This is a genomic window from Tolumonas lignilytica, from assembly GCF_000527035.1.
GTDB classification, from domain to species: domain Bacteria; phylum Pseudomonadota; class Gammaproteobacteria; order Enterobacterales; family Aeromonadaceae; genus Tolumonas; species Tolumonas lignilytica.
Genome location: NZ_AZUK01000001.1, coordinates 2,466,838 through 2,487,437, shown reverse-complemented (window position 1 = coordinate 2,487,437; position 20,600 = coordinate 2,466,838). Strand labels below are relative to the sequence as shown.

The following is a 20,600-nucleotide window of genomic DNA, read 5'->3' as shown; positions in this document are numbered from 1 at the left end:
ATTATACCTCTTGCTTCCAGTTCAGGGTGCGCAGCAGATCCGCAAAGACCCCTGCCGCTGTTACTTCAGTGCCCGCACCGTAACCGCGCAAGACCAAAGGAATCGGTTGATAGTAGGTAGAGAAGAACGCCAACGCGTTTTCACCATCTTTCACTTTGAATAACGGATCGTTTTCATCGACTTCTTTAATGGCCACTTTGCACTGACCATTTTCGATACTGCCGACATAACGCAGCACCTTACCGGCTTCTTTAGCAGCAGCAACACGCTCACGGAACCACGCATCAGCTTCTGGCAGACGCTTGATGAACTCATCTGTAGAACCAGACGCATCGAATCCTGGTGGTAATGCCTGTTCAACGATCACATCACTCAGTTCCAATGGCATTCCTGCTTCACGGGCCAGAATCAGCAGCTTACGGGCGACATCCATACCACTTAAATCATCGCGCGGATCCGGCTCAGTAAAGCCATTGCCTTTTGCAGTCAGTGTGGCTTCAGAGAAACTGCAGCCTTCGTCCAGCTTGCCGAAGATGAATGACAGTGAACCAGAAAGAATACCGTTAAAGGCCTGTAGTTTATCACCTGCTTTGATCAGATTCTGCAGGTTTTCGATAACTGGCAGACCCGCACCCACGTTGGTTTCGTACAGAAACTTACGACGGGTAGCCTGTGCCGTACGGCGTAATTCACGGTAATACTGGATCGAGCTGGTATTCGCTTTTTTATTCGGGGTAACCACATGGAAACCTGCTGCCAGGAAATCGGCATACTGGCCAGAGATGGTTTCATCAGAAGTACAATCTACAATGACCGGGTTGATCAAATGGCTGTCATCCACCAGTTGTTTGATCGCTTGCAGGTTGAAACGTTCAGTGGCCACTTCCAGCGCGGCTTGCCAATTTTCCAGATCCAGACCGTCTTTGGATAACGCCATTTTGCGAGAATTGGCCAAACCAACGACTCGTAAACCGATGCCTTGTTTGCTGAGCACGGCTTGTTGACGACGGATCTGTTGAAGCAGTGCACCGCCTACACCACCGAGCCCTACCAGAATAATATCGATAAATTGCTGGGTACCGAACAGGTTCTGGTGACACGCCTTGATAGCTTCAGTAACTTTTTTGTTACCCACGACCGCAGAGATTGAGCGTTCGCTGGAGCCTTGAGAGATAGCAACGATATTGATGGCAGCTTGCGCCAGCGAAGTAAAGAAACGGGCAGCGATCCCTTTCATGGTACGCATGCCATCACCGACCAGAGACAAAATAGCCAGATCGTGACGAATTTCGATCTCTTCCAGCAAGTTCGCTTTTAATTCCAGCTCAAATTCCTGATTCAGCACTTTCAGCGCTTTTTCGGCATCATAGGTGTGGATGCAGAAGCTGATGCTGTATTCAGAAGAAGCCTGGGTAATCAAAACCACCGAGACACCCGCACGGGAAACCGCAGTGAACATACGGCCAGCCATGCCAACCATGCCTTTCATGCCGGGGCCGCTGACGTTGATCATGGAGATACCGGACAGATCAGAGATACCTTTCACCGGATATTGATCATCACCGTGATCGGCGCTGATTAGCGTACCTTCACCCTGTGGGTTAAAGGTGTTTTTGATAAGACATGGAATGTGGAAACGGGCAATCGGTGCGATGGTACGCGGGTGCAATACTTTAGCGCCGAAGTAAGACAGCTCCATCGCTTCTTTATAAGACATGCGTTTCAGCAGTACCGCATCCGGTACCAGACGTGGATCACAACTGTAAACCCCGTCTACGTCAGTCCAGATCTCACAGCAATCGGCATTCACACAGGCTGCTAACACAGCAGCAGAATAGTCAGAACCGTTACGGCCCAGCAGCACCAACTCACCGTTTGCATTACCACCGGTGAAACCCGCCATGAGGTAAACATGACCTTCATTCACTGGTTTTGCGGCAAAACGCGCGCGGGAAACATCAATATCAACGTGCGATTCTAAGAAGCTACCTTCCGCCAGTAACATTTCCACTGGATTGATCCGGGTGACTTTTTCGCCACGCGCCAGCAGCAATTGTTCCATGCAAGCAATGGATAGCGCTTCACCTCGGCTTAGGATCAACGCCTGTACACTGTCCGGGCACTGATTCAGCAACTGAATACCCTGCATTTTACTGCGGATGGTACCCAGTTCTTGTTGCAGACGTTGCATCAGCACTTCGTCAGCGAAATTGGCATAACGTGTTTTCAGCCCGGTGATCAGACGCGTGAAAATACCTTCGATTTCAGCCAATGTTGCACTGGCATCTTCACCTTTGCTGGTCTGAGCCACTAATGCCACCAGCAGGTTAGTCACTTTGGCCGGTGCCGATAACACCAATGCCACCTGAACCTGTTGTTGATTGTTCACTACAATATCGGAAACTCGCAGGAACCGCTCCGCATCTGCCAGTGAAGAACCACCAAACTTAAGTACACGCATATACCTCTCCCTGTAACGAAAAAGCCCGTACCTGGTTAGGGGACGGGCTTCGTGAATTTTTTCTGTTATTCGTGCATCAGCCCGCGCCAGTACCACCAATTGTGGTGCCGGTAATGATAATAATTGTGCGGGTAGCAATAATAGACAGCATAATCGGACTTCGAATAAAAAGTGACATACCAATACCGGATTAGGTGTCTTTCTGTCAACAAAATTCTGTAACAATTGATGTTTCGGTATTATGCACAACCTCATCAACAACGTCTTCAGGCTGCAAAAACCTTCATTATTGTTAACAAGATTGAAAAAACAGATCTACTGTCATATGAATGCAGCAAATATGTTAAAATCAGAACAATTTCATTTACCACAGAGAATTTCCATGCAGACACCACAGATCTTGATCGTTGAAGACGAGCTTGTTACACGGAATACCCTGAAAAGTATCTTTGAAGCAGAAGGCTACCATGTATTAGAAGCTAACAATGGTGATGAAATGCACCATATATTAGCCAGCCAGCGCGTTGATCTGGTGATCATGGACATCAACCTGCCAGGTAAAAACGGTTTATTGCTGGCACGGGAAATCCGGGAGAAAGGTGAAATGGGCCTGATCTTCCTGACTGGCCGGGATAATGATGTGGATCGTATTCTGGGTTTGGAGATCGGTGCCGATGACTACATCACCAAACCATTCAATCCACGCGAGCTGACGATTCGTGCCCGCAATTTACTGGGCCGCACGCTGCGTGGCGAGCCGGTCGAGGAAGTGATCGCAGGTAACGTTTCAGCCTACCTGTTTAATGGCTGGCGATTGGATATCAATAGCCGTTCTTTGATCAACCCATCGAACGTTGCTTATCGCCTGCCCCGTTCTGAATTCCGGGCGCTGCTGCATTTCTGTGAAAACCCAGGCCAAATTCAAACGCGAGCTGACTTATTATTGAAAATGACGGGCCGTGAATTGAAACCGCATGATCGTACCGTAGACGTCACCATCCGTCGCATCCGGAAGCATTTTGAAGATTACCCAGATACACCAGAATTGATCACCACAATTCACGGTGAAGGCTATCGGTTCTGTGCTGAGTTAGAACAAGAAACGAACAGTTAGTTAAGTATTGTTAAAACCGACCGTTAAAAAGGCCAACCAGTGTTGGCCTTTTCAGTTTCTACAAGCTAGATTGATGGCGGTTCTGAGACTTGCGCACCTGTTTGTGCTGCTGGTCTGTACTATGGTTTATATAAGCACACGATGGTTTACATAAAAAATTATAAATAGGAGCCAGCATGAAGTACTGGTATCTGGCTTACTGCCGTCCCAAAGAGGAAGAGCGAGCAAAACTGCATTTACGAAATCAAGGCGTAGACAGTTATTATCCTTTGGTTTTGGCCCGTAAGATTGTCCGTGGGAAAATCACCGAAAAAATTGAACCTATGTTCCCTCGATATCTCTTTGTTCATTTGGATATCAACGAATTTTCACCGCTTAAAGTTCATTCAACCCGCGGCATTCACCATATTGTGGGCCATGGTTCGAGCTGGGATAAAGTTCCCCCAGAGCTGATCTATCAACTGATGCGCAATGAAGACAGTGATGAACTCAGAGATGAGGTTTGCAAACTGCCGAAACCCGGCCAGAAAGTGATCATCGAAGAGGGCCCATTTGCCGGGCTACAAGCGATATATCAAGAACCTGACGGTAATCAGCGCGCCTTTTTGTTGCTATCTATGCTGCATCAGGATGTCTGTGCCAGCATTGAAAATAAAAGTTTCAGCTGTCTGAACGCCAGTTAAAGAAATGCTCTGTCACGGCATTCTCTCGCGTTGAGAGCGAAGACATGCCGTTTCCTAATCTCAGACCCAGCCGTTTAGCAGGCGATATTCTTCCAGCACATAGGTATCGGTCATGCCGCTGATAAAATCGAGTAATAATCTGACACGGTAATACCATTCTTGTTCCGCCGGACGTAAAAAGAAAATATCCGGTGTCTCAGTTGCTTTCAAATAGGCCGTCACGTGGCGGCGCGAGAGACGGTGACACAAGCGCAATGCATGCTGATGACGGAGCTGCCCTTCCCCAGTCAATAATTGTCGGAATGTCGTGGCCGGCAATGCCAATAATTCACTGTAGGTAAGCAACACACCGCGCATCGCCGCATAACCTGATAGCTCCAGACTTTCGACTTCTGCTTGTCCGAAGATGGATTGCCGCGCCAACTGTTTCAGCGAGTTCAGGACGGTAATTGCCGGATGCTCACATTCCAACAGGTGTCCGACAAAACGGCCAGCCAGAATGTCATTCCGATGTTCCCGGTAAGACTCTGCGGCCAATTGTACCCAGTCGTTGGTGAGCAGATAACGGAATCGCGGGAAAAAACCTTGTTCATTCTGCAAGGCATCATCCAGCAGTGGCTGCACATAGGCTTTAGTCGCCTCATCCACATGGTCGAGCAGAAAACGTAATACTTCATCGACTGTCAGTAGATGACGATCTACGGCATCATCCACATCAGCAATACTGTAGGAGATGTCATCGGCGGCTTCCATGATAAAGACCAGCGGATGCCGAACCCCCGCCGGCAAATGCAACACATCGCGGATACGTTCAATAAGATGGCGCTCACTAATAAACACACCGATCTTACTGTCAGTCGCAATCACTGATTCATCAATGACGCGGGGATATTTAATAATACAGGCCAATTGACTGAGTGTCAGATTCAAACGCTGCAACGAATGCACCAGCCGCAAGCTTTGTGCATTGCCATCAAAACAGCAAAGATCGGGGGCTAACACTTTTTGCCATTGCTCGCTGGCTGATGTCGCCAGTGCAGCTGCAAACAAACTGTCTAATTCATCGTGCAACCATTCTCGTAAGACCGCTTCGCCAAAGTGACCAAACGGCGGGTTACCCACGTCATGCAGTAAACATGACATCTCGACAAGATTGGAGACCACCTGCTCTGGCCAGTCGGAAACATTCATCTCGCGAATGGCAAAGATGATCTGGCGACCCGCCTGCTGCACCTCCAATGAGTGCGTCAGGCGACTACGCACGGAGGCTTTGACATCCAGCGGAAAGACTTGTGTCTTCTGCTGTAATCGTCTGACTGGTGCACTCTGCACAATCCGGGTTCGATCCAGTTCCGTTGCCGCCAGCAATGACGCTGACTCTTCGGGATAATAGCGTTCTGACTGGAGCAAATGCGGATAATGCAACATGACCGACTCCTTAGAATATGACCGTCATTGTGCCGTCTGAGTTTCAGTACGTTGTTGCTGCACCCACTGGCGCAAGCATTCAAGATCACCTTGATATTCAGCACAAATACTGTCTATCCAATCATTAATATTTTCCTGCCAGGCAGGGAGATCCGGTGATTGAGCCTGTTGTGCCAATTGGTGAATCCGTTTTAAGCCAATCGCCCCGGCGGCACTTTTTATTTTATGGGCTTCTTCTACTATGCCTTGTTTATCACGGGCTGTCAGGGCGCTGTTGAGGATCTTCAGATATTCCGGCATCGATTGCGCGAAGAGATCAATGGCCGAAACCATGACATCACACCCCACCACCCCGGTGAAGTCCTCCAGGAACGGAAGATCGAGCACATATTTGTTTGGCGCCTCGACGACGACTTCTGATTCCGATGGCAGCGCACATCCGACAAATAACTCATTTAATGTTTTACGTAAATTACCCAGCGCAAGCGGTTTGCCAATCACAGCCTGCATGCCATGCTGTTGATATTGACTCGGGTCATTGATCAGATTAGCTGTCAGCGCTACTAAAGGTGGTAATTTTTCAGGATAACGCTGTCGTAACTCGTCAGCGATGTCAAAACCGGTCATGTCTGGCAACTGGATATCCAGCAATACCAGGTCATAACGTTCCGGCTGGAATTTAGCCAGTGCTTCACGCCCTGTCATCGCAGCGTCAACCTGATGCCCTAGCTTATTCAGCATCGCAGTAGCAACGGTAATGTTGAGTGCAATATCTTCGACCAGCAAAATGCGTAACGGAGGAAGTTCTTGTGCCAACATGGCTTCGGCTTCATCATTTTGCGAATCCGGCAGCACGGTTGCTTCCAGCTCTATCGTGAAACAAGAGCCATGCCCAAGCTCGCTATCCACATGAATGGAACCACCCATGGTTTCCACTAATTGCTTGGTGATCGCCAGACCGATCCCCGTGCCCACGGCACGTTTTGTACCGGGCACCTGATAATACATGGCAAAAATATTCTGCTGTTCATGTTCCGGGATCCCGATGCCGGTGTCTTCAATATCAAACCGAAGATAGACTTTGTTCTCTTCAGAAGGTGACACCTGTACGCCGAACGTGATGCCACCTTCGGCGGTAAATTTGACCGCATTACTCAATACGTTCCACAGGATCTGACGCAAGCGGGTGCCATCGGCCATGATCCAGTGCGGGACATCGCCGTCGATATCAAAGTGCAGATACAGCCCTTTGGCCTCGACCATGAGCGAACTGAGTGTTTGTAAATCGGCCAGCAGTTGCCGTAAATCAATTTTACTTCTGGCGATCTTCAATTTGCGGCGCTCGATTTTATCGAGATCGATGATGTCGTTAAAAATATTGCCTAAGGTGACAGCACTTAAATGAATGGTATTGAGATACTGCCGCTGTAAATCATTTAACGGGGTATCAAGCAGGATATGACTTAACCCGACCACACCGTTTAGGGGAGTCCGCAACTCATGGCTGATCGTTGAAATGAACGTGGTTTTATCCCGACTGGCTTTCTCCAGCTCATCCTGATATTGCTTATGTTCAGTAATATCACGCCCAAAGCCGACCAGGCCCAGTCGCTCACCATGCGCGGCAAAGAAAGGAACCTGCCGCATTTCAAAACAGGCTCGACGCCCATCCGGATACGGAAACCACAGTTCGTAGGTGATCGGTTGATTTTTCTCAAAAACCTCCCGGTCACGGCTGATGATCTGCTCCGCCATCTGCGGTTCATAGACGCCATAAGGAGTCCGACCGATGATGTCGTCACGGCTGCGCCCCAGTAAGGTTTCCAGCGCCCGGTTACAACTTAAGAACTCTTCACGTTCATTGCGGTAAAACACCAGATCGGGGGAGCTATCCAGAAAGGAACGCAATAACGCACTTTGCTCTTCCAGTTCTTTCTGTGCCTTTTCACGCTGAATGGCTTCGGCTTCCAGTTCACTTAACACACGTAATCTTGCCGCTTCGGCCCGACGGGTTTCTTCAATTTGATTATTTAACTGACTGATATTGCTCTGCAATCGCTGATTTAAGGCTTGGTCGCGCTCACGCATGATTTGCAGTTTATGCACCATGTCAGTCAAACGACGCCGGGAGTCTTCCAGCTCATCAATCACGGCGGTCAGAAAATAGGCCGCCCATGGAGTTACCAACAACCCGAAAAAGACTGAACGAACTAAATCGACGACATCCACTACACCTCGTAATAACAGTGTGATCGTGCCCTGAATGACGACAGCAATAGAAATGATACAGAAGGCCAACAACAGACTGAATCGGATGATACCGATGCGGGTGATCCAGTCGACGTAAAGCTGTACCCATGTTTTTATTTGTCGCATTGCGCTATCCCATTCCTATGCCCATGGCGAAAAAATCTAACGAGATCAGCATAGCGGGTAATGCGCAGGCTTCCTAGCTTGGAAATTGAAAGGGGCGACCCAGCGCACTCCCCTGCGAGCCGTGTTGCTTCAGATATCGATCCATTTCAATCATCACTCCCCAGCGCCCTTCACACCAATCCGGTGCAAGTAAGGTGGGCCGACGAGCTGATGCGGTCACACGATGGAACACGACCTCCGGCGGTGTGTGCCGAATCATCTCGGCTGCGATTTCCACATACTCCGTTTGCGTTAACGCATTCAAACGGCCCGCACGCCACGCTTTTGCCATGGTACTGCCATCCACGATATGCAGTGGATGCAACTTGATGCCATCAGTGCCGGTTGCGACGACTTTCTCCACGGTGGATAAGCATGCCTCTTGTCCCTCTTTCGGCAAGCCAACGATCAGATGGGTACAGACTTTCAGACCCCGCTTTTTCGCGCGGGCCACCGCATCTGTATAAGCACGGAAATCATGGCCCCGGTTGATTCGTTTTAAGGTTTCGTCATGCGCACTCTGCAAACCAAGTTCTAACCAGATCTCCCGGCCTTGTTGCTGATAATGACTCAATAAATCCAGCACGGCATCCGGTACACAGTCCGGACGGGTTCCAACACACAGCCCCACCATATCGGCAACCTGCAACGCCTCTTCATACATCTTTTTAAGATATGCCACTTCGGCGTAGGTGCTGGTGTAAGCCTGAAAATAAGCCAGATAACGACGGGCGCGCGCCACTTCATCTTTGCGGGCTGATAATTGTTCACTGATGGAGAGTTGCTGGGTGTTTTCATCAGCAAAAGAGGCCACATTGCAGAATGTACACCCCCCTTTACCTAAGGTGCCATCACGGTTGGGACAGGTAAACGCGCCATGCAGCGTCAGTTTATGAATTTTCTCACCATAACGATGTAACAGATCCTGACCAAAGGTATTCACCAAAAGATGTATTTGCATGCCAACTCCCGAAATAAGCAGCAATATTGTAAGGGAAAAGCATTCGTGTCGCATCGCTACGACTCGTCACATTGCATGGATATTGCTATGATCATTGGCAATATTATTTGCCATCACGACATGGCACATTCTTCGAGGTAGTGATGAAAGTAGGAATCATCGGCGCAATGGAGCCGGAAGTTGCGATTTTGCGCGAACAAATCAGTCACCGTGAAACCGTCACTATTGCGGGTTGTGAATTTTATCTGGGCCAATTAGCCGGACATGACGTGATACTGACCCGCTCAGGTATCGGTAAAGTGGCAGCCAGCATCGCAACAACCATTCTGCTGGAGCGCTATGCACCCGATTGTGTGATTAATACTGGTTCCGCCGGTGGCTTTGATCCTGCATTACGGGTGGGCGATGTGGTCATTTCTGATGATGTACGTCATCACGATGTCGATGTGACCGCCTTTGGTTATGAACCAGGTCAGTTGCCACAACAACCAGCAGCGTTTGCTTCCGATCGTAAATTGATTGGCGTGGCTGAACAGGTGATGCACCAGTTTCCAGATCTGCAAAGCCGGATTGGTCTGATTTGTACCGGCGATCAGTTCATGTGCGATCCACAACGTATTGCACAACTGCGACAAACCTTTCCGACCATGATGGCTGTAGAAATGGAGGCCGCGGCAATTGCGCAGGTTTGCCATCAATTCAAGGTGCCGTTTGTGGTGATCCGTTCGTTGTCTGATATTGCAGGCACGGAATCGCCCAGCACGTTTGAAGAATACCTCGAAGTCGCTGCCAAAAATTCCTCAGCCATGATCGTCGCGATGTTGAAACAACTCTGATGCTGACCGTCGACAAAATTGAGCCGCTACTGAATACGCCGCCGCTGATTTTATTAGCGGCGGTTTTATTGGAGAGCTGGCTGCCAATGCCTGCCCGCTGGAAACCATCGGCCTTAGTTCCCTTGTTGCAACGTCTGGTGAGCCGAGTTCATCGTAAGAATGCATCGCCACAACAACAGTGGACGACCGGCTTGTTACTGCCGTTTGTGGTTATTTTCCCCAGCCTGGTCGCCAGTTGGTCCGTCCGGAATCTGGCCCCGTGGGACATGTTATTCGATATTCTGCTGCTGAGCTGGCTGCTGGAAAGCCAGCCCATCAAGGAAGTTTTACTGGCAATACGACAGTTATTGCAACAAGACAAGCTAGTGTTGGCCCGTCTGCAACTGAGTCGCTGGGTGCTACGTGATACGCAGACGCTGAGTGCAATGGGGGTCTGTAAAGCGGCCATTGAAATGAGTATTCTGCGCTTACTCAGTCAATGGTTTAGCGTTGCCATGATCTATTTACTCTTGGGCATTCACGGCGCATTGTTCTGTCGCCTGATCCAGCTTGTCGCGCAAAGCTGTAATATGAAACTCACGGTAAATCGTATTTGTGGCGAATTTACAGCTCGAATGCTGCAAACCTTCAATACCATTCCGGTGTTGATCCTGTTGTTGCTGCAGTTACCTTTACCTCATGGTTTCAGCGCTCTGAAAACAGCTTTCAAGCAAGTACGTCACTGGCCCGCCGTCACAAGTGGCCTGCTATTGAATTGTACTGGCGTCAGTCTGGGAATTGGTCTGGGCGGTCCGCGTTTGTATCAAGGTGAAAAAATCCGTTATGCACGTATCGGTACTCAACGTGATCCCGAGCCTTCGGCACTCCTGAGTGGTTATCGCCGCCTTATTCATCTGGGCTGGTTTTGCTGGATGTCATTAGCGGTTTTCTATGGATGGTTCGTCTATGTTCACTTGGTGTCGTAACCGCTTAGGTTATCTGTTCATTTTAGTATTACCGCTCACCGTGCAGGCCGTTCCGCAACGAATCGTCAGTCTGACACCGCATATTACCGAAATGCTGTTTGCCATTGGCGCTGGCTCTCAAGTTGTCGCGATCGATCAGGCCAGCGATTATCCTGCTGACGTCAAAAAACTCCCCAAAGTCGCTAACTATCAAAGTCTGAATAGTGAAAGTTTGCTCGCGGTAAAACCTGATCTGGTGGTCGCCTGGGGGGCAACACAAGTATTAATGCAGCAACAAATAAAAAAACTGGGCATTCCGTTACTATTGCTACAATCGCAAAAATTAGATGATTTGCCTAAAGAGCTGCGTTTGTTAGGGGAACAAACCGGCCACACCGCACAGGCCAATCAGCTCGCCACCCAGATAGCCGATAAATTTGCCGATTATCGGTTACGCAGCCAACACCGCCCCAAAGTAACCGCCTTTTATCAACTGTGGTATCCGCCTTTGACCACGGTTGCCAACGGTTCTTTTATTCAGGAAATAATGACGATGTGTGGTGCGGAAAACCCTTTTGCCAACAGTAACACACCTTATCCGCAACTGAGTGAAGAAGCCGTTTTAGCTGCCGACCCTCAGATCATATTCAGCACGCAACATGGTAGCGATCTGCAGCACTGGTCAAAGTGGCCCCAACTTGCAGCCGTAAAACAAAAGCATTTGTATCAGTTGAATGCGGACTGGTTACACCGATTATCGCCGCGCATTTTATTAGGGATTGCACAAATGTGTGGTCAGATAGATGACGTCGTAAAAAACCGGCATTAACAGCAAAGTCATTGAGCTGGATTAACATAATATTTACAATCGCCACCCTGAAAATCATTGTCAACCGAGAGCAACATGCAGCCTTCTTTTATTGATAGTCTTATCTATTTTATCGACCTGTTAGGTACTGTCGTGTTTGCTTTTTCAGGGGTGCTAGTGGCCGGACGTTTGAAGATGGACATTATTGGCGTATTAGTGCTTGCGGCGGTGACCTCCATTGGTGGTGGCACAATCCGTGATTTATTAATTGGCGCCACTCCGGTTTTTTGGATCAAAGACTCGCATTATCTCCTGACCATTGCCCTGACTGCTGTCGCAGGCATGGGGGTTGCCCGAATTCAGCATCGTTTTCCCTGGTATCTATTACCACTGTTAGATGCTATCGGCTTGGCCTTGTTTGTCGTCATTGGCGCACAAAAGGCACTGACCTTTGGTACGTCAGGTGTTATTGCCGTGATCATGGGCTGTATGACCGGTGTGGCCGGCGGTGTTATTCGAGATATTCTGGCTGGTGAAATACCGATGGTATTGCGTAAGGAGGTGTATGTCACCGCCTGCATACTGAGCGGTTCAATCTACGTCATTCTGCTGGATCTGGGGCTGGGCCACGTGGCTTCCATGTTTGCCAGCATGTTGAGCCTGTTGTGCGTGCGTGTGCCAGCCATTTTTCTGCACTTATCGCTGCCCACTTTTCATCTGGGAAAAGATGAGTAAGCCTGAGCCACTTAAAAATAAAAACGCAGATAATAAAAAAGCCTGTCTTCATCAGACAGGCTTTTTTATTTGGTGGAGCTACGCGGGATCGAACCGCGGACCTCTTGCATGCCATGCAAGCGCTCTCCCAGCTGAGCTATAACCCCGAAATTCGGTATCTATCTGATTTTTAAATCAGAATTTGGTGGAGCTACGCGGGATCGAACCGCGGACCTCTTGCATGCCATGCAAGCGCTCTCCCAGCTGAGCTATAACCCCACAATGCTGGATACTTCCTGTTACAGAAGCGACACGAATAATAGGGATAGCCTCCGAGACTGTCAACTGGAAATAGTCTGAACCCACTTCAATTGATTAACAAATCATCATTTCGGTGCAAGTGTAAGCAATTCAATCTAAAGGCACCTATATAAAACAATGGGTTACATTTATAAATTAAGTATTATCAATGTGAATTAGATTTGATTTATACGTATTAATCCAATTCGTTGAAAGATCGCTATATAGTCTGGCTATAAAAATAAATAATTATTCAAAATAACAGACTAAAAAGCTTCATCTGAGATTTGCAAAGGACATTAATAAATGGAACTTAAAAGTAATAGCATGGCGTTGTCGTCACAAGAACGACATTGGCGTCCGTGGTTTGGTAAAACTGGAAAACTGGCCATGCGTTGGGCCTGTTATCTGAATCGGGATCGTTATCAGGCAATGGAAAACGCCTTTGAAAACTTTGCCCGTTATCGCGTTAACCTACTGAAAGAATGGACCAATCATCAGTGGCGGATTCTGTCTGCCATCGCACAGAATACCGCGCAGCTCGAACAACTGACGGTTTCTGTTTTAAAAGAAAAAAGTAATCTGCTGCCAGATTGCAATGAATTATTTGTTTTAAACAAACAAGGGGAACTGCAGCAAAGTTCCCGCGGGCGAACCTCAGCCCCTGCTGTTAATAATAAAATATTGCAATATGCCGCTGGCCAACCATTTTTACATGGCCCCTATATCGATGCCGTCACGCTCTCGCTAGGCAAAAGTACATCCACCTTTCATGATGCAGTCACCCTGATGTTCTATCAGCCATTAGTTCAAAATGGCCAACTGCTGGGTTTCCTGTGTGCCCGCGTGCCTAATGATGTGGTGGGGGATTTGATCCAACGGGAAGCGGGTCATATCTTCCATGAATCTGGCGATAATTACCTGTTCATGGTGAAATCCAATTTTGATCCTGCCTTGCCGCAGGGGGTTGCCCTCTCCCGCTCGCGCTTTGAAGATCGAACCTTCTCGGGTGGCGATAACCTGAAAGATGGCATCAATACCCCGTTTGGGGTGGTACAGGTAAAAAATCACACTGAGTTTGAGCTTATTTTTAATGATCCTTCCACCGGACGTCTCCATCCCGGTGTCAGAGAAACGATCCGGCACGGGGAAAATCTGTTTGTCAGTTATCCCGGCTACTCCGATTACCGCCATATTCCTGTGATCGGAAAAGGGGTCACCTTTCAGCTTCCCGGCTCACCTGATGTCTGGGGGATGATGTGTGAAGCCGATCTGGAAGAAGCCTATCGTTATCGTTCGATCAGCCAGCGTCTGACGGGTGGTTATCTGATGACAGCCATCGGAGCGACCATCATTGCCTCCGGATTGCATCTGGCCATTCAACCCACCGTGACAGAAACCATCTTATGTTACTTTGTTCTGCAATTATTGGGGGTACTGGCCTTTAATCGCTGGCTCAGCAAACCGCTCTCCCATCGCTTGCGCGATACGATTGCGCTGTTGCGACAAATCGTGGAAGGCGGCGGCAACTTACGTCTGCGGATCCCTCGGGAGCAAACCACCAACGATGAGAGCGGCATGATGGCCACCTGGGTCAACAGCCTGATTGATCATCTAGATGGCATTCTCGGACAAGTCATTTCCACCAGCCGAATTCTGGAACGTAATAACGGCGATATGCAGCAACAAAACAGCTCCGCCGTGAGAGCAACCAACCATGTTATGAATGCGATGCAGGAAACTCAAACCTCATTGCAGATACAAATGCAGCAATTGGACAATGCCAACGGTATTGCCAATGAGATGCGTGAAGCCATGAAACAACAGGCTGAAAATGCCCGGAAGCAACTGCAATTGGTTTCCGCCAGAACGCGGGACATTCGCACCACGGTCAGTGCATCGACAGAAACCATTGAGCAGTTAAATCAGAGTGCAAAGGCGATTGGTAACATTGTCAGTGTGATTCAGGGCATTGCTGCCCAAACCAATTTACTTGCACTGAATGCCGCCATTGAAGCGGCTCGGGCGGGAGAAGCTGGTCGTGGCTTTGCCGTGGTGGCCGATGAGGTCAGAAATCTGGCCGCCCGTACCAGCCAGTCGACCAATGAAATAGAAGAGATGATTGCGACCGTACAACAGCAGGCAACGAATGCGGTGGAGATCATGAATGTCAGTATGCAGAACATGGAAGCAGGCCTGCAACTGGCCGAAAACTCTTCCGATGATCAGCGAGAGCATCATCTGATCGTAGAGAAATTACTGGCTACAATTCAGGATCTCACCGAGCAAGGTCAGGATCATGCCAACAAGACCTCGACCATTCATCGAGTCACGGAAGGGATGCAGTCTGCATTGACCCAATTTACCCAAAGTGTCAGCGATACCGAACACTCTATTAATCGCTTGGCAGCATTAACCGGACAATTCCAGATCAGCCAGAATTAACCAGTCTGCATAAGAAAACGGCCTCTTTTTAGAGGCCGTTTTTGTATCCGTATAACAAATATGTCAGGCGTGTAATGAACGATCACCGCGGGCAATACCGCAGACGCCACTACGCACCACTTCCACGATATCAGTCACCTGCGCTAACGTATTCAGGAAAGCATCCAGCTTATCGCTGCTGCCTACCAGTTGTACCGTATAAAGCTCAGGTGTGACATCGACGATCTGACCACGGTAAATTTCAGCCAAACGCATGACTTCATCACGTGAACCACCTGTACAACGGGTTTTAACCAGCATCACTTCACGCTCGATATGAGCACCTTCAGTGATATCGGAAACCTTCAGTACATCGACCAATTTGTGCAATTGTTTCGTGATCTGTTCAATCACCTGAATTTCACCACTGGTCACGATCGTCATGCGTGACAAAGTTGCATCTTCCGTTGGTGCAACCGTCAAAGACTCAATGTTATAAGCTCGTTGTGAAAACAGACCGACGACACGACTCAGAGCGCCAGCTTCGTTTTCCAGCAGGACAGAAATGATATGTCGCATCAGGTACGCTCCGTTTTACTCAGCCACATTTCGTTCATCGCACCGAACTTGATCTGCATCGGATAAACGTGCTCATCCGGATCAACGGCGATATCCATAAACACCAGACGATCTTTGAGTGCAAAACACTGCTCCAGTGCGCCTTCCAGATCATCCGGATGATCCACACGAATACCTACATGACCATAGGCTTCAGCCAGTTTGACAAAATCAGGCAGCGAATCCATATAGGAATGGCTCTGACGACCACCATAGAACATCTTCTGCCACTGCTTCACCATCCCTAACGAGCGGTTGTTCAGCGCGATGATCTTCACGGGAATGCCATATTGCAGACAGGTCGACAATTCCTGAATATTCATCTGAATAGAACCATCACCCGTCACACAGCAGACAACCTGATCCGGGCAGGCCAGCTTGGCTCCCATCGCAGCAGGGAAACCAAAGCCCATGGTGCCAAGGCCACCTGAATTGATCCACTGACGTGGACGGTTAAACGGATAATAGAGCGCCGCGAACATCTGGTGCTGACCAACGTCTGATGCGACGATCGCATTGCCGTCGGTCACCCGATACAGTGCTTCGATAACCTGTTGCGGTTTGATCACAGCCGCTTCGGTCTGATAGCCCAGACAACGGCGGGCACGCCAGCCATCGATCTGTTCCCACCAATCCGCCAGACCATCATTGTCGGTATCCAGCTCCATCTCATTGATGGCATCCAGCATCTGTTCCAACACTGTGTCGACAGCCCCGACGATTGGCACATCTACCGGTACGATTTTCGCGATTGAGGTCGGATCAATATCAATATGGATGATTTTGGCATCTGGACAGAACTTGGCGACATTGTTGGTAACGCGATCATCAAAGCGAGCACCAATCGCCAGAATCAAATCAGCATGATGCATCGCATTATTGGATTCAAAGGTACCGTGCATACCCAGCATGCCGATGAATTGATGATGCGTACAAGGGAATGCCCCCAGCCCCATCAGCGTCGAGGTCACTGGCAGACTGAACAATTCAGCGATGCGCATGACCTGTTCACTGGCATTGGCCGCGATCGCGCCGCCACCGATATACATGACCGGCTTACGCGCTTCCGCCAGCAATTTTGCTGCACGTTTGATCTGCCCTTTATGACCAGACTTGGTCGGGTTGTAGGAGCGTAGGTGAACCTCATCCGGATATTCATACGGCACTTTGATTGCCGGATTTTGCACATCTTTCGGCAGGTCAACCACCACTGGGCCAGGACGACCGGTTGAGGCAATATAAAATGCTTTTTTGATCGCCTGTGGAATGTCGGCCGCTTCCTTACACAGGAAGCTGTGTTTCACTACCGGACGGGAGATCCCGATCATATCGGTTTCCTGAAACGCGTCATTCCCAATCAGACTGGTTGGCACCTGACCAGACAAGACCACCAGCGGAATTGAATCCATGTAGGCTGTGGCAATACCTGTGATGCAGTTGGTGGCACCCGGACCTGAAGTCACTAAGACTGCCCCGACTTTACCGGTTGCGCGCGCATAACCATCCGCCATATGAACCGCTGCCTGCTCATGACGAACCAGAATATGCTCGATTTTGCTGTTCTCGAAAAGGGCATCATAAATATCGAGCACAGACCCGCCGGGATAACCAAAAATATGCTCAATCCCTTCGTCTTCGAGCGCTCGAACGACCATTTCCGCGCCTGATAACATCTCCATGCTAAGCCCTCCCAGGCTTTTCTCGATTACTTGAAGTTTGCTCGCGCTGCCGCCTGATGCGGACTTCATGCCTCGCTGTTCATCCTTAACAGGAAACTGACGGGCTTTGCGGAGGCTCCCGGTAACGGATCACGACTCCCGCGCTACGACCCGCTGAAGTCTGAATAACGTTACCTATTCGGGTGGAAGAGTACATCCGCTTGCCGCAATAGGGGTTCTATCCTAACGATTCTTTGCCGCTACGCCAACAGGCATCATCTCTTCAGGACTATTTCACTATATCGCCAAGTGACAACGAGTGATCGGAGATAGACTAAAAACGCGGGATAAGTCATGAAAATCGAAGCCGGAGATCATCATAACGCGACGGATATGACGATCCCCGCAGGTCTTAGGCTTGTGTGCTAATCATATTGCCTTGTGAAGACGCATGATCGGACAAACTGCTGGAGAAGTTTTTAAGAAAATCGCCCAAAGACGCAGTTGATGAATCGCCACCCAGGCTGGAAATCATCGCTGCGAATTTAGTCTGCAAGTCAGAGGTGGTGCTGTCGGTGCTGCTTATGCTGCTGGAAGAACTGGAGCTACTGGCACCCGTTAATTGACTAATTAAGCTATCCAGATCCTTTTTCATGGGGTTTCCACTTTTATAAGAATTGACGGCTGACGAGCTATTGTTGTCATCGCTGTCACCATCCCCGTCGCCACCGGAACCTGAATTCGCTTTACCTTGGGCATGCAGTGCAGCCATCAGGGTTTGCATGAAATCTTTTACCGCCGAATTGCTGGTGCTGGAAGAATCCGATGTACTGGACGTGCTCGAAGTACTGGAGGTATCACTACTGCTGGACGAACTGGCAGTGCTGGATGTGCTGGATGTGCCACTAACTCCATCCAATGAAATACCCATTTGGGATAACGCACTTGTCAGTGCTGACATAAGCTTACCGCCACCTTGTTCACCATGATGGTGATGTGGCCGCATCTGTCCATCCTGAGCGTCTACCTGTTGATTACTAGTGGTACTGCTAGTTTGGAACATTGATGTGAGCGAACTCGTTCCTGATATACTCATAGACATCATCTTTCTCCTGGCAAATACAGTGTCATCGTGCACTGATAAACGGGTTACTACCCCTGAAGGAATCCCTGTAAACGCGGTATGCTATTTTTTACGCACACCGACATCGCAAGGTTACCTGAGCAAGGTATCGGCCAAAAAATATCTTTATTAATCAATGGGATGGTAAAGTGCGGTTAGGTTTTGTGAGATTAGGTAAATAGATAGAAATAACAAGAAATTAGCGAAAGGATCTCAGGGATAGATAACACGGAAAAGACAGCATGAATGCCGATTACTTTACAATTTGTTGCCTAGTTTGAGCCCAATCATTTTCTTAAACTGAGAAAAAAATCCTGTGACGGCAAAATTTACCGCCTGTGTGCATCAAATCAGCACTTTCTTTGCCGGGTTAGACTCCAGACTAATAAAATAGCCGTTAACATATTCCTGTGTTAACGGCTAATAATATGAAATGTTTAATTTATTTTTAGGCTCGCATCAAGTGGTGATTGAATAAATCAGCCCCCATGCCTAATTCATGAATACGTTCCAGTACCGGTTCAGGAAAGATCACCTGTCGCCATAAGCGTTCCGCCAATGACGCCACACTTTCTTCCCGTCCACTCGCCAGCCAAACAGCCACGACAGACGCGACATCCGGGTAATAGAGCTGCCCGCAATTTTCTGAATTCAGCCATTGCCGAATCTTTCCCGGATCCAATTGCCGCATAACATGCGCCAGACCGAGCAATTCTAATGTCATGGCATTAGATGCCTGTTCAAACTGACCTTTTAAGGGTTTCAGCAACAACCGTTTGCCCAGCGTTAAGGCTTCGGAGGCTAGTTCAAAACCGGCATTGCAGATCACACCATCACAACCCCGTAATACCTTGATGAAGCCTTCACGACCCAGCGGCATAAATCGCAGATTTTTCTGTTCAACCGGAATTGTGAATTGCGGATGGAAACAGATAAAACGCACGGATTTAAAACGCGATAACAGCTCATAAATGGTTTGTGGTGATTCAAAGGGGAGATACACCAGAATGTCGCCACTGTCCTGACTCGGCTGCAAGCTTTCGATAATCGGGGGTAAAATCGGATGGCCAAAATGAAACCAGTGTAAACCGACCGCCTGCTGGATCGGGGCGAAATTCCGCATGGTAAAGCGGGCCACGGGGTTGCCCTCGGCTTGTGGAACCTCATAATGAAACGAAGCCTGATGGCTTATCCCCAGCACGGGACGTTTTTGCCGTTTTGCCGCCCACGCGGTCACCGGTTCAAAATCACTGACAATGAAATCATAATCATCCAGCGACAACTGACGGATATCTCTAAGCAGTTGCAATGGTTTGGCTTGGTGAACGGTGTTCCACAGATCAATGGCGCCATCACGTGTCGCAAACGTGAGACCAGGTAACGTGCGGTAATCACCAAACGCCTGCATGTCGAAATAGGCCTGTGTCTCTCGGCCACTGAACACATAATCAACACTCACGCCTTCCGCCTGCAGGGCTTTTGCTATCAAGCGGCAACGAGAAACATGCCCGTTTCCCGTCCCTTGCACCCCATATAAAATGCGCATCATGAATACCTTAAGGCAATACAAACCAGGCAGCCAGCAGACCCAATCCCGCACCGGCAATCAGATCCGTTAAATAGTGCACGCCAAGTAACAGACGTGATGCACCAATGCATCCGGCCCAGATAAACGCAACCCACAACACCATGGGATAAAAAGCCGAAACGGATTCAGCCATCAGAAAAGCGGCCGCCGTATGGCCAGAGGGCAAGCTGTAACGATCAGATGGGGTAATAAACACAGGTAAATTGCGTGGGCGCTCTCGCTTAAAACCATTTTTCAGCAGCCAATACACGGGAAGTTCAATGGCAAATGCCATGAGCGTGCATAAAAAAAAATCCTTGCCGCGTGCGCCATCACACCAAGCAAGAATGATCCCAATCAGTAAATAAAACGGACCATCACCCGTTCGGGAAACACAACGACTGATTCTGGCCTGAAATTGGTTATATCCGTGAGACAAGAAAAGTTGACTGGTTCGTTGATCCCAACGTTGAATAAACTGCATCGATCTCTCCGTCACTGGTGCTGTTTAACAAGCTAGAGGCAGAGAATGACAATTCGTTGAAG

General features: G+C 48.9%; 17 protein-coding genes and 2 tRNA genes. 8 read left to right on the top strand and 11 right to left on the bottom strand.

The window, feature by feature from the left end:
- Position 1: 1 nt before the first annotated feature.
- Positions 2-2,461, bottom strand: coding sequence for a bifunctional aspartate kinase/homoserine dehydrogenase I (gene thrA / locus H027_RS0111550; protein ID WP_024872616.1), 2,460 nt, complete (start codon positions 2,459-2,461; stop codon positions 2-4).
- Positions 2,462-2,843: 382 nt separating this feature from the next.
- Between thrA and arcA the strand changes: the two genes are divergently transcribed.
- Both arcA and rfaH read left to right on the top strand, forming a co-directional pair.
- On the top strand, positions 2,844-3,575 hold the full coding sequence (gene arcA, locus H027_RS0111545) for a two-component system response regulator ArcA (protein WP_024872615.1): 732 nt from the start codon (positions 2,844-2,846) through the stop codon (positions 3,573-3,575).
- A 176-nt stretch (positions 3,576-3,751) separates the two neighbouring features.
- Complete coding sequence (rfaH, locus tag H027_RS0111540; protein ID WP_024872614.1) at positions 3,752-4,258, top strand: transcription/translation regulatory transformer protein RfaH; 507 nt, start codon at positions 3,752-3,754, stop codon at positions 4,256-4,258.
- Positions 4,259-4,318: 60 nt separating this feature from the next.
- Here the strand turns inward: rfaH and dgt are convergent, their stop codons facing one another.
- From dgt to mnmL, 3 genes are all read right to left on the bottom strand, one after another.
- Positions 4,319-5,686, bottom strand: coding sequence for a dGTPase (dgt, locus tag H027_RS0111535; RefSeq protein WP_024872613.1), 1,368 nt, complete (start codon positions 5,684-5,686; stop codon positions 4,319-4,321).
- A 24-nt stretch (positions 5,687-5,710) separates the two neighbouring features.
- The gene (gene arcB, locus H027_RS0111530) at positions 5,711-8,062 is read right to left on the bottom strand and encodes an aerobic respiration two-component sensor histidine kinase ArcB (protein ID WP_024872612.1); all 2,352 of its coding nucleotides are present in this window, start codon (positions 8,060-8,062) and stop codon (positions 5,711-5,713) included.
- A gap of 73 nt (positions 8,063-8,135) precedes the next feature.
- Positions 8,136-9,062 (bottom strand): tRNA modification radical SAM protein MnmL/YtqA, encoded by a 927-nt coding sequence (gene mnmL / locus H027_RS0111525; protein ID WP_024872611.1) that lies wholly within the window; start codon positions 9,060-9,062, stop codon positions 8,136-8,138.
- 143 nt (positions 9,063-9,205) lie between these two features.
- On the opposite strand from mnmL, the gene mtnN reads away from it, so the two are divergent.
- The 4 genes from mtnN (at position 9,206) to H027_RS0111505 (ending at position 12,385) form a co-directional block, all read left to right on the top strand.
- Entirely contained in the window at positions 9,206-9,898 is a 693-nt protein-coding gene (gene mtnN / locus H027_RS0111520) for a 5'-methylthioadenosine/S-adenosylhomocysteine nucleosidase (protein WP_024872610.1), read from the top strand.
- Positions 9,898-10,863 (top strand): cobalamin biosynthesis protein CobD/CbiB, encoded by a 966-nt coding sequence (locus H027_RS0111515; RefSeq protein ID WP_024872609.1) that lies wholly within the window; start codon positions 9,898-9,900, stop codon positions 10,861-10,863. Before mtnN ends, H027_RS0111515 begins: the two co-directional genes overlap by 1 nt.
- Complete coding sequence (locus tag H027_RS0111510) at positions 10,844-11,671, top strand: cobalamin-binding protein (RefSeq protein WP_024872608.1); 828 nt, start codon at positions 10,844-10,846, stop codon at positions 11,669-11,671. The genes H027_RS0111515 and H027_RS0111510 overlap by 20 nt, the downstream gene beginning before the upstream one ends.
- Before the next feature lie 75 nt (positions 11,672-11,746).
- Positions 11,747-12,385, top strand: coding sequence for a trimeric intracellular cation channel family protein (locus tag H027_RS0111505; protein ID WP_038149269.1), 639 nt, complete (start codon positions 11,747-11,749; stop codon positions 12,383-12,385).
- Between the two features lie 70 nt (positions 12,386-12,455).
- Here H027_RS0111505 and H027_RS0111500 read toward each other — a convergent pair.
- Together H027_RS0111500 and H027_RS0111495 are read right to left on the bottom strand one after the other, a co-directional pair.
- A tRNA-Ala gene (locus tag H027_RS0111500) sits at positions 12,456-12,531 on the bottom strand.
- A 36-nt stretch (positions 12,532-12,567) separates the two neighbouring features.
- Positions 12,568-12,643: transfer RNA gene (locus H027_RS0111495), tRNA-Ala, on the bottom strand.
- A 327-nt stretch (positions 12,644-12,970) separates the two neighbouring features.
- Between H027_RS0111495 and H027_RS0111490 the strand changes: the two genes are divergently transcribed.
- Positions 12,971-15,109, top strand: a complete 2,139-nt coding sequence (locus H027_RS0111490) for a methyl-accepting chemotaxis protein (RefSeq protein ID WP_024872606.1) — start codon at positions 12,971-12,973, stop codon at positions 15,107-15,109.
- 63 nt (positions 15,110-15,172) lie between these two features.
- On the opposite strand, the gene ilvN is transcribed toward H027_RS0111490, so the two are convergent.
- From ilvN to H027_RS18995, 3 genes are all read right to left on the bottom strand, one after another.
- Positions 15,173-15,667, bottom strand: coding sequence for an acetolactate synthase small subunit (ilvN, locus tag H027_RS0111485; protein ID WP_024872605.1), 495 nt, complete (start codon positions 15,665-15,667; stop codon positions 15,173-15,175).
- Positions 15,667-17,385, bottom strand: coding sequence for an acetolactate synthase 3 large subunit (locus tag H027_RS0111480; RefSeq protein ID WP_024872604.1), 1,719 nt, complete (start codon positions 17,383-17,385; stop codon positions 15,667-15,669). The genes ilvN and H027_RS0111480 overlap by 1 nt, the downstream gene beginning before the upstream one ends.
- Positions 17,386-17,776: 391 nt before the next feature.
- Positions 17,777-18,148, bottom strand: coding sequence for a hypothetical protein (locus tag H027_RS18995; protein ID WP_051448986.1), 372 nt, complete (start codon positions 18,146-18,148; stop codon positions 17,777-17,779).
- On the opposite strand from H027_RS18995, the gene H027_RS18990 reads away from it, so the two are divergent.
- Complete coding sequence (locus H027_RS18990) at positions 18,147-18,353, top strand: hypothetical protein (RefSeq protein WP_051448985.1); 207 nt, start codon at positions 18,147-18,149, stop codon at positions 18,351-18,353. The two genes, H027_RS18995 and H027_RS18990, sit on opposite strands and share 2 nt — an antisense overlap.
- Before the next feature lie 582 nt (positions 18,354-18,935).
- Here H027_RS18990 and H027_RS0111470 read toward each other — a convergent pair.
- Positions 18,936-20,033 carry an MJ1255/VC2487 family glycosyltransferase gene (locus H027_RS0111470; RefSeq protein WP_024872602.1) on the bottom strand — a complete coding sequence of 366 codons (1,098 nt, stop codon included), beginning with the start codon at positions 20,031-20,033 and terminating at the stop codon, positions 18,936-18,938.
- A gap of 10 nt (positions 20,034-20,043) precedes the next feature.
- Complete coding sequence (locus H027_RS0111465; protein ID WP_024872601.1) at positions 20,044-20,538, bottom strand: phosphatase PAP2 family protein; 495 nt, start codon at positions 20,536-20,538, stop codon at positions 20,044-20,046.
- Positions 20,539-20,600 lie beyond the last annotated feature (62 nt).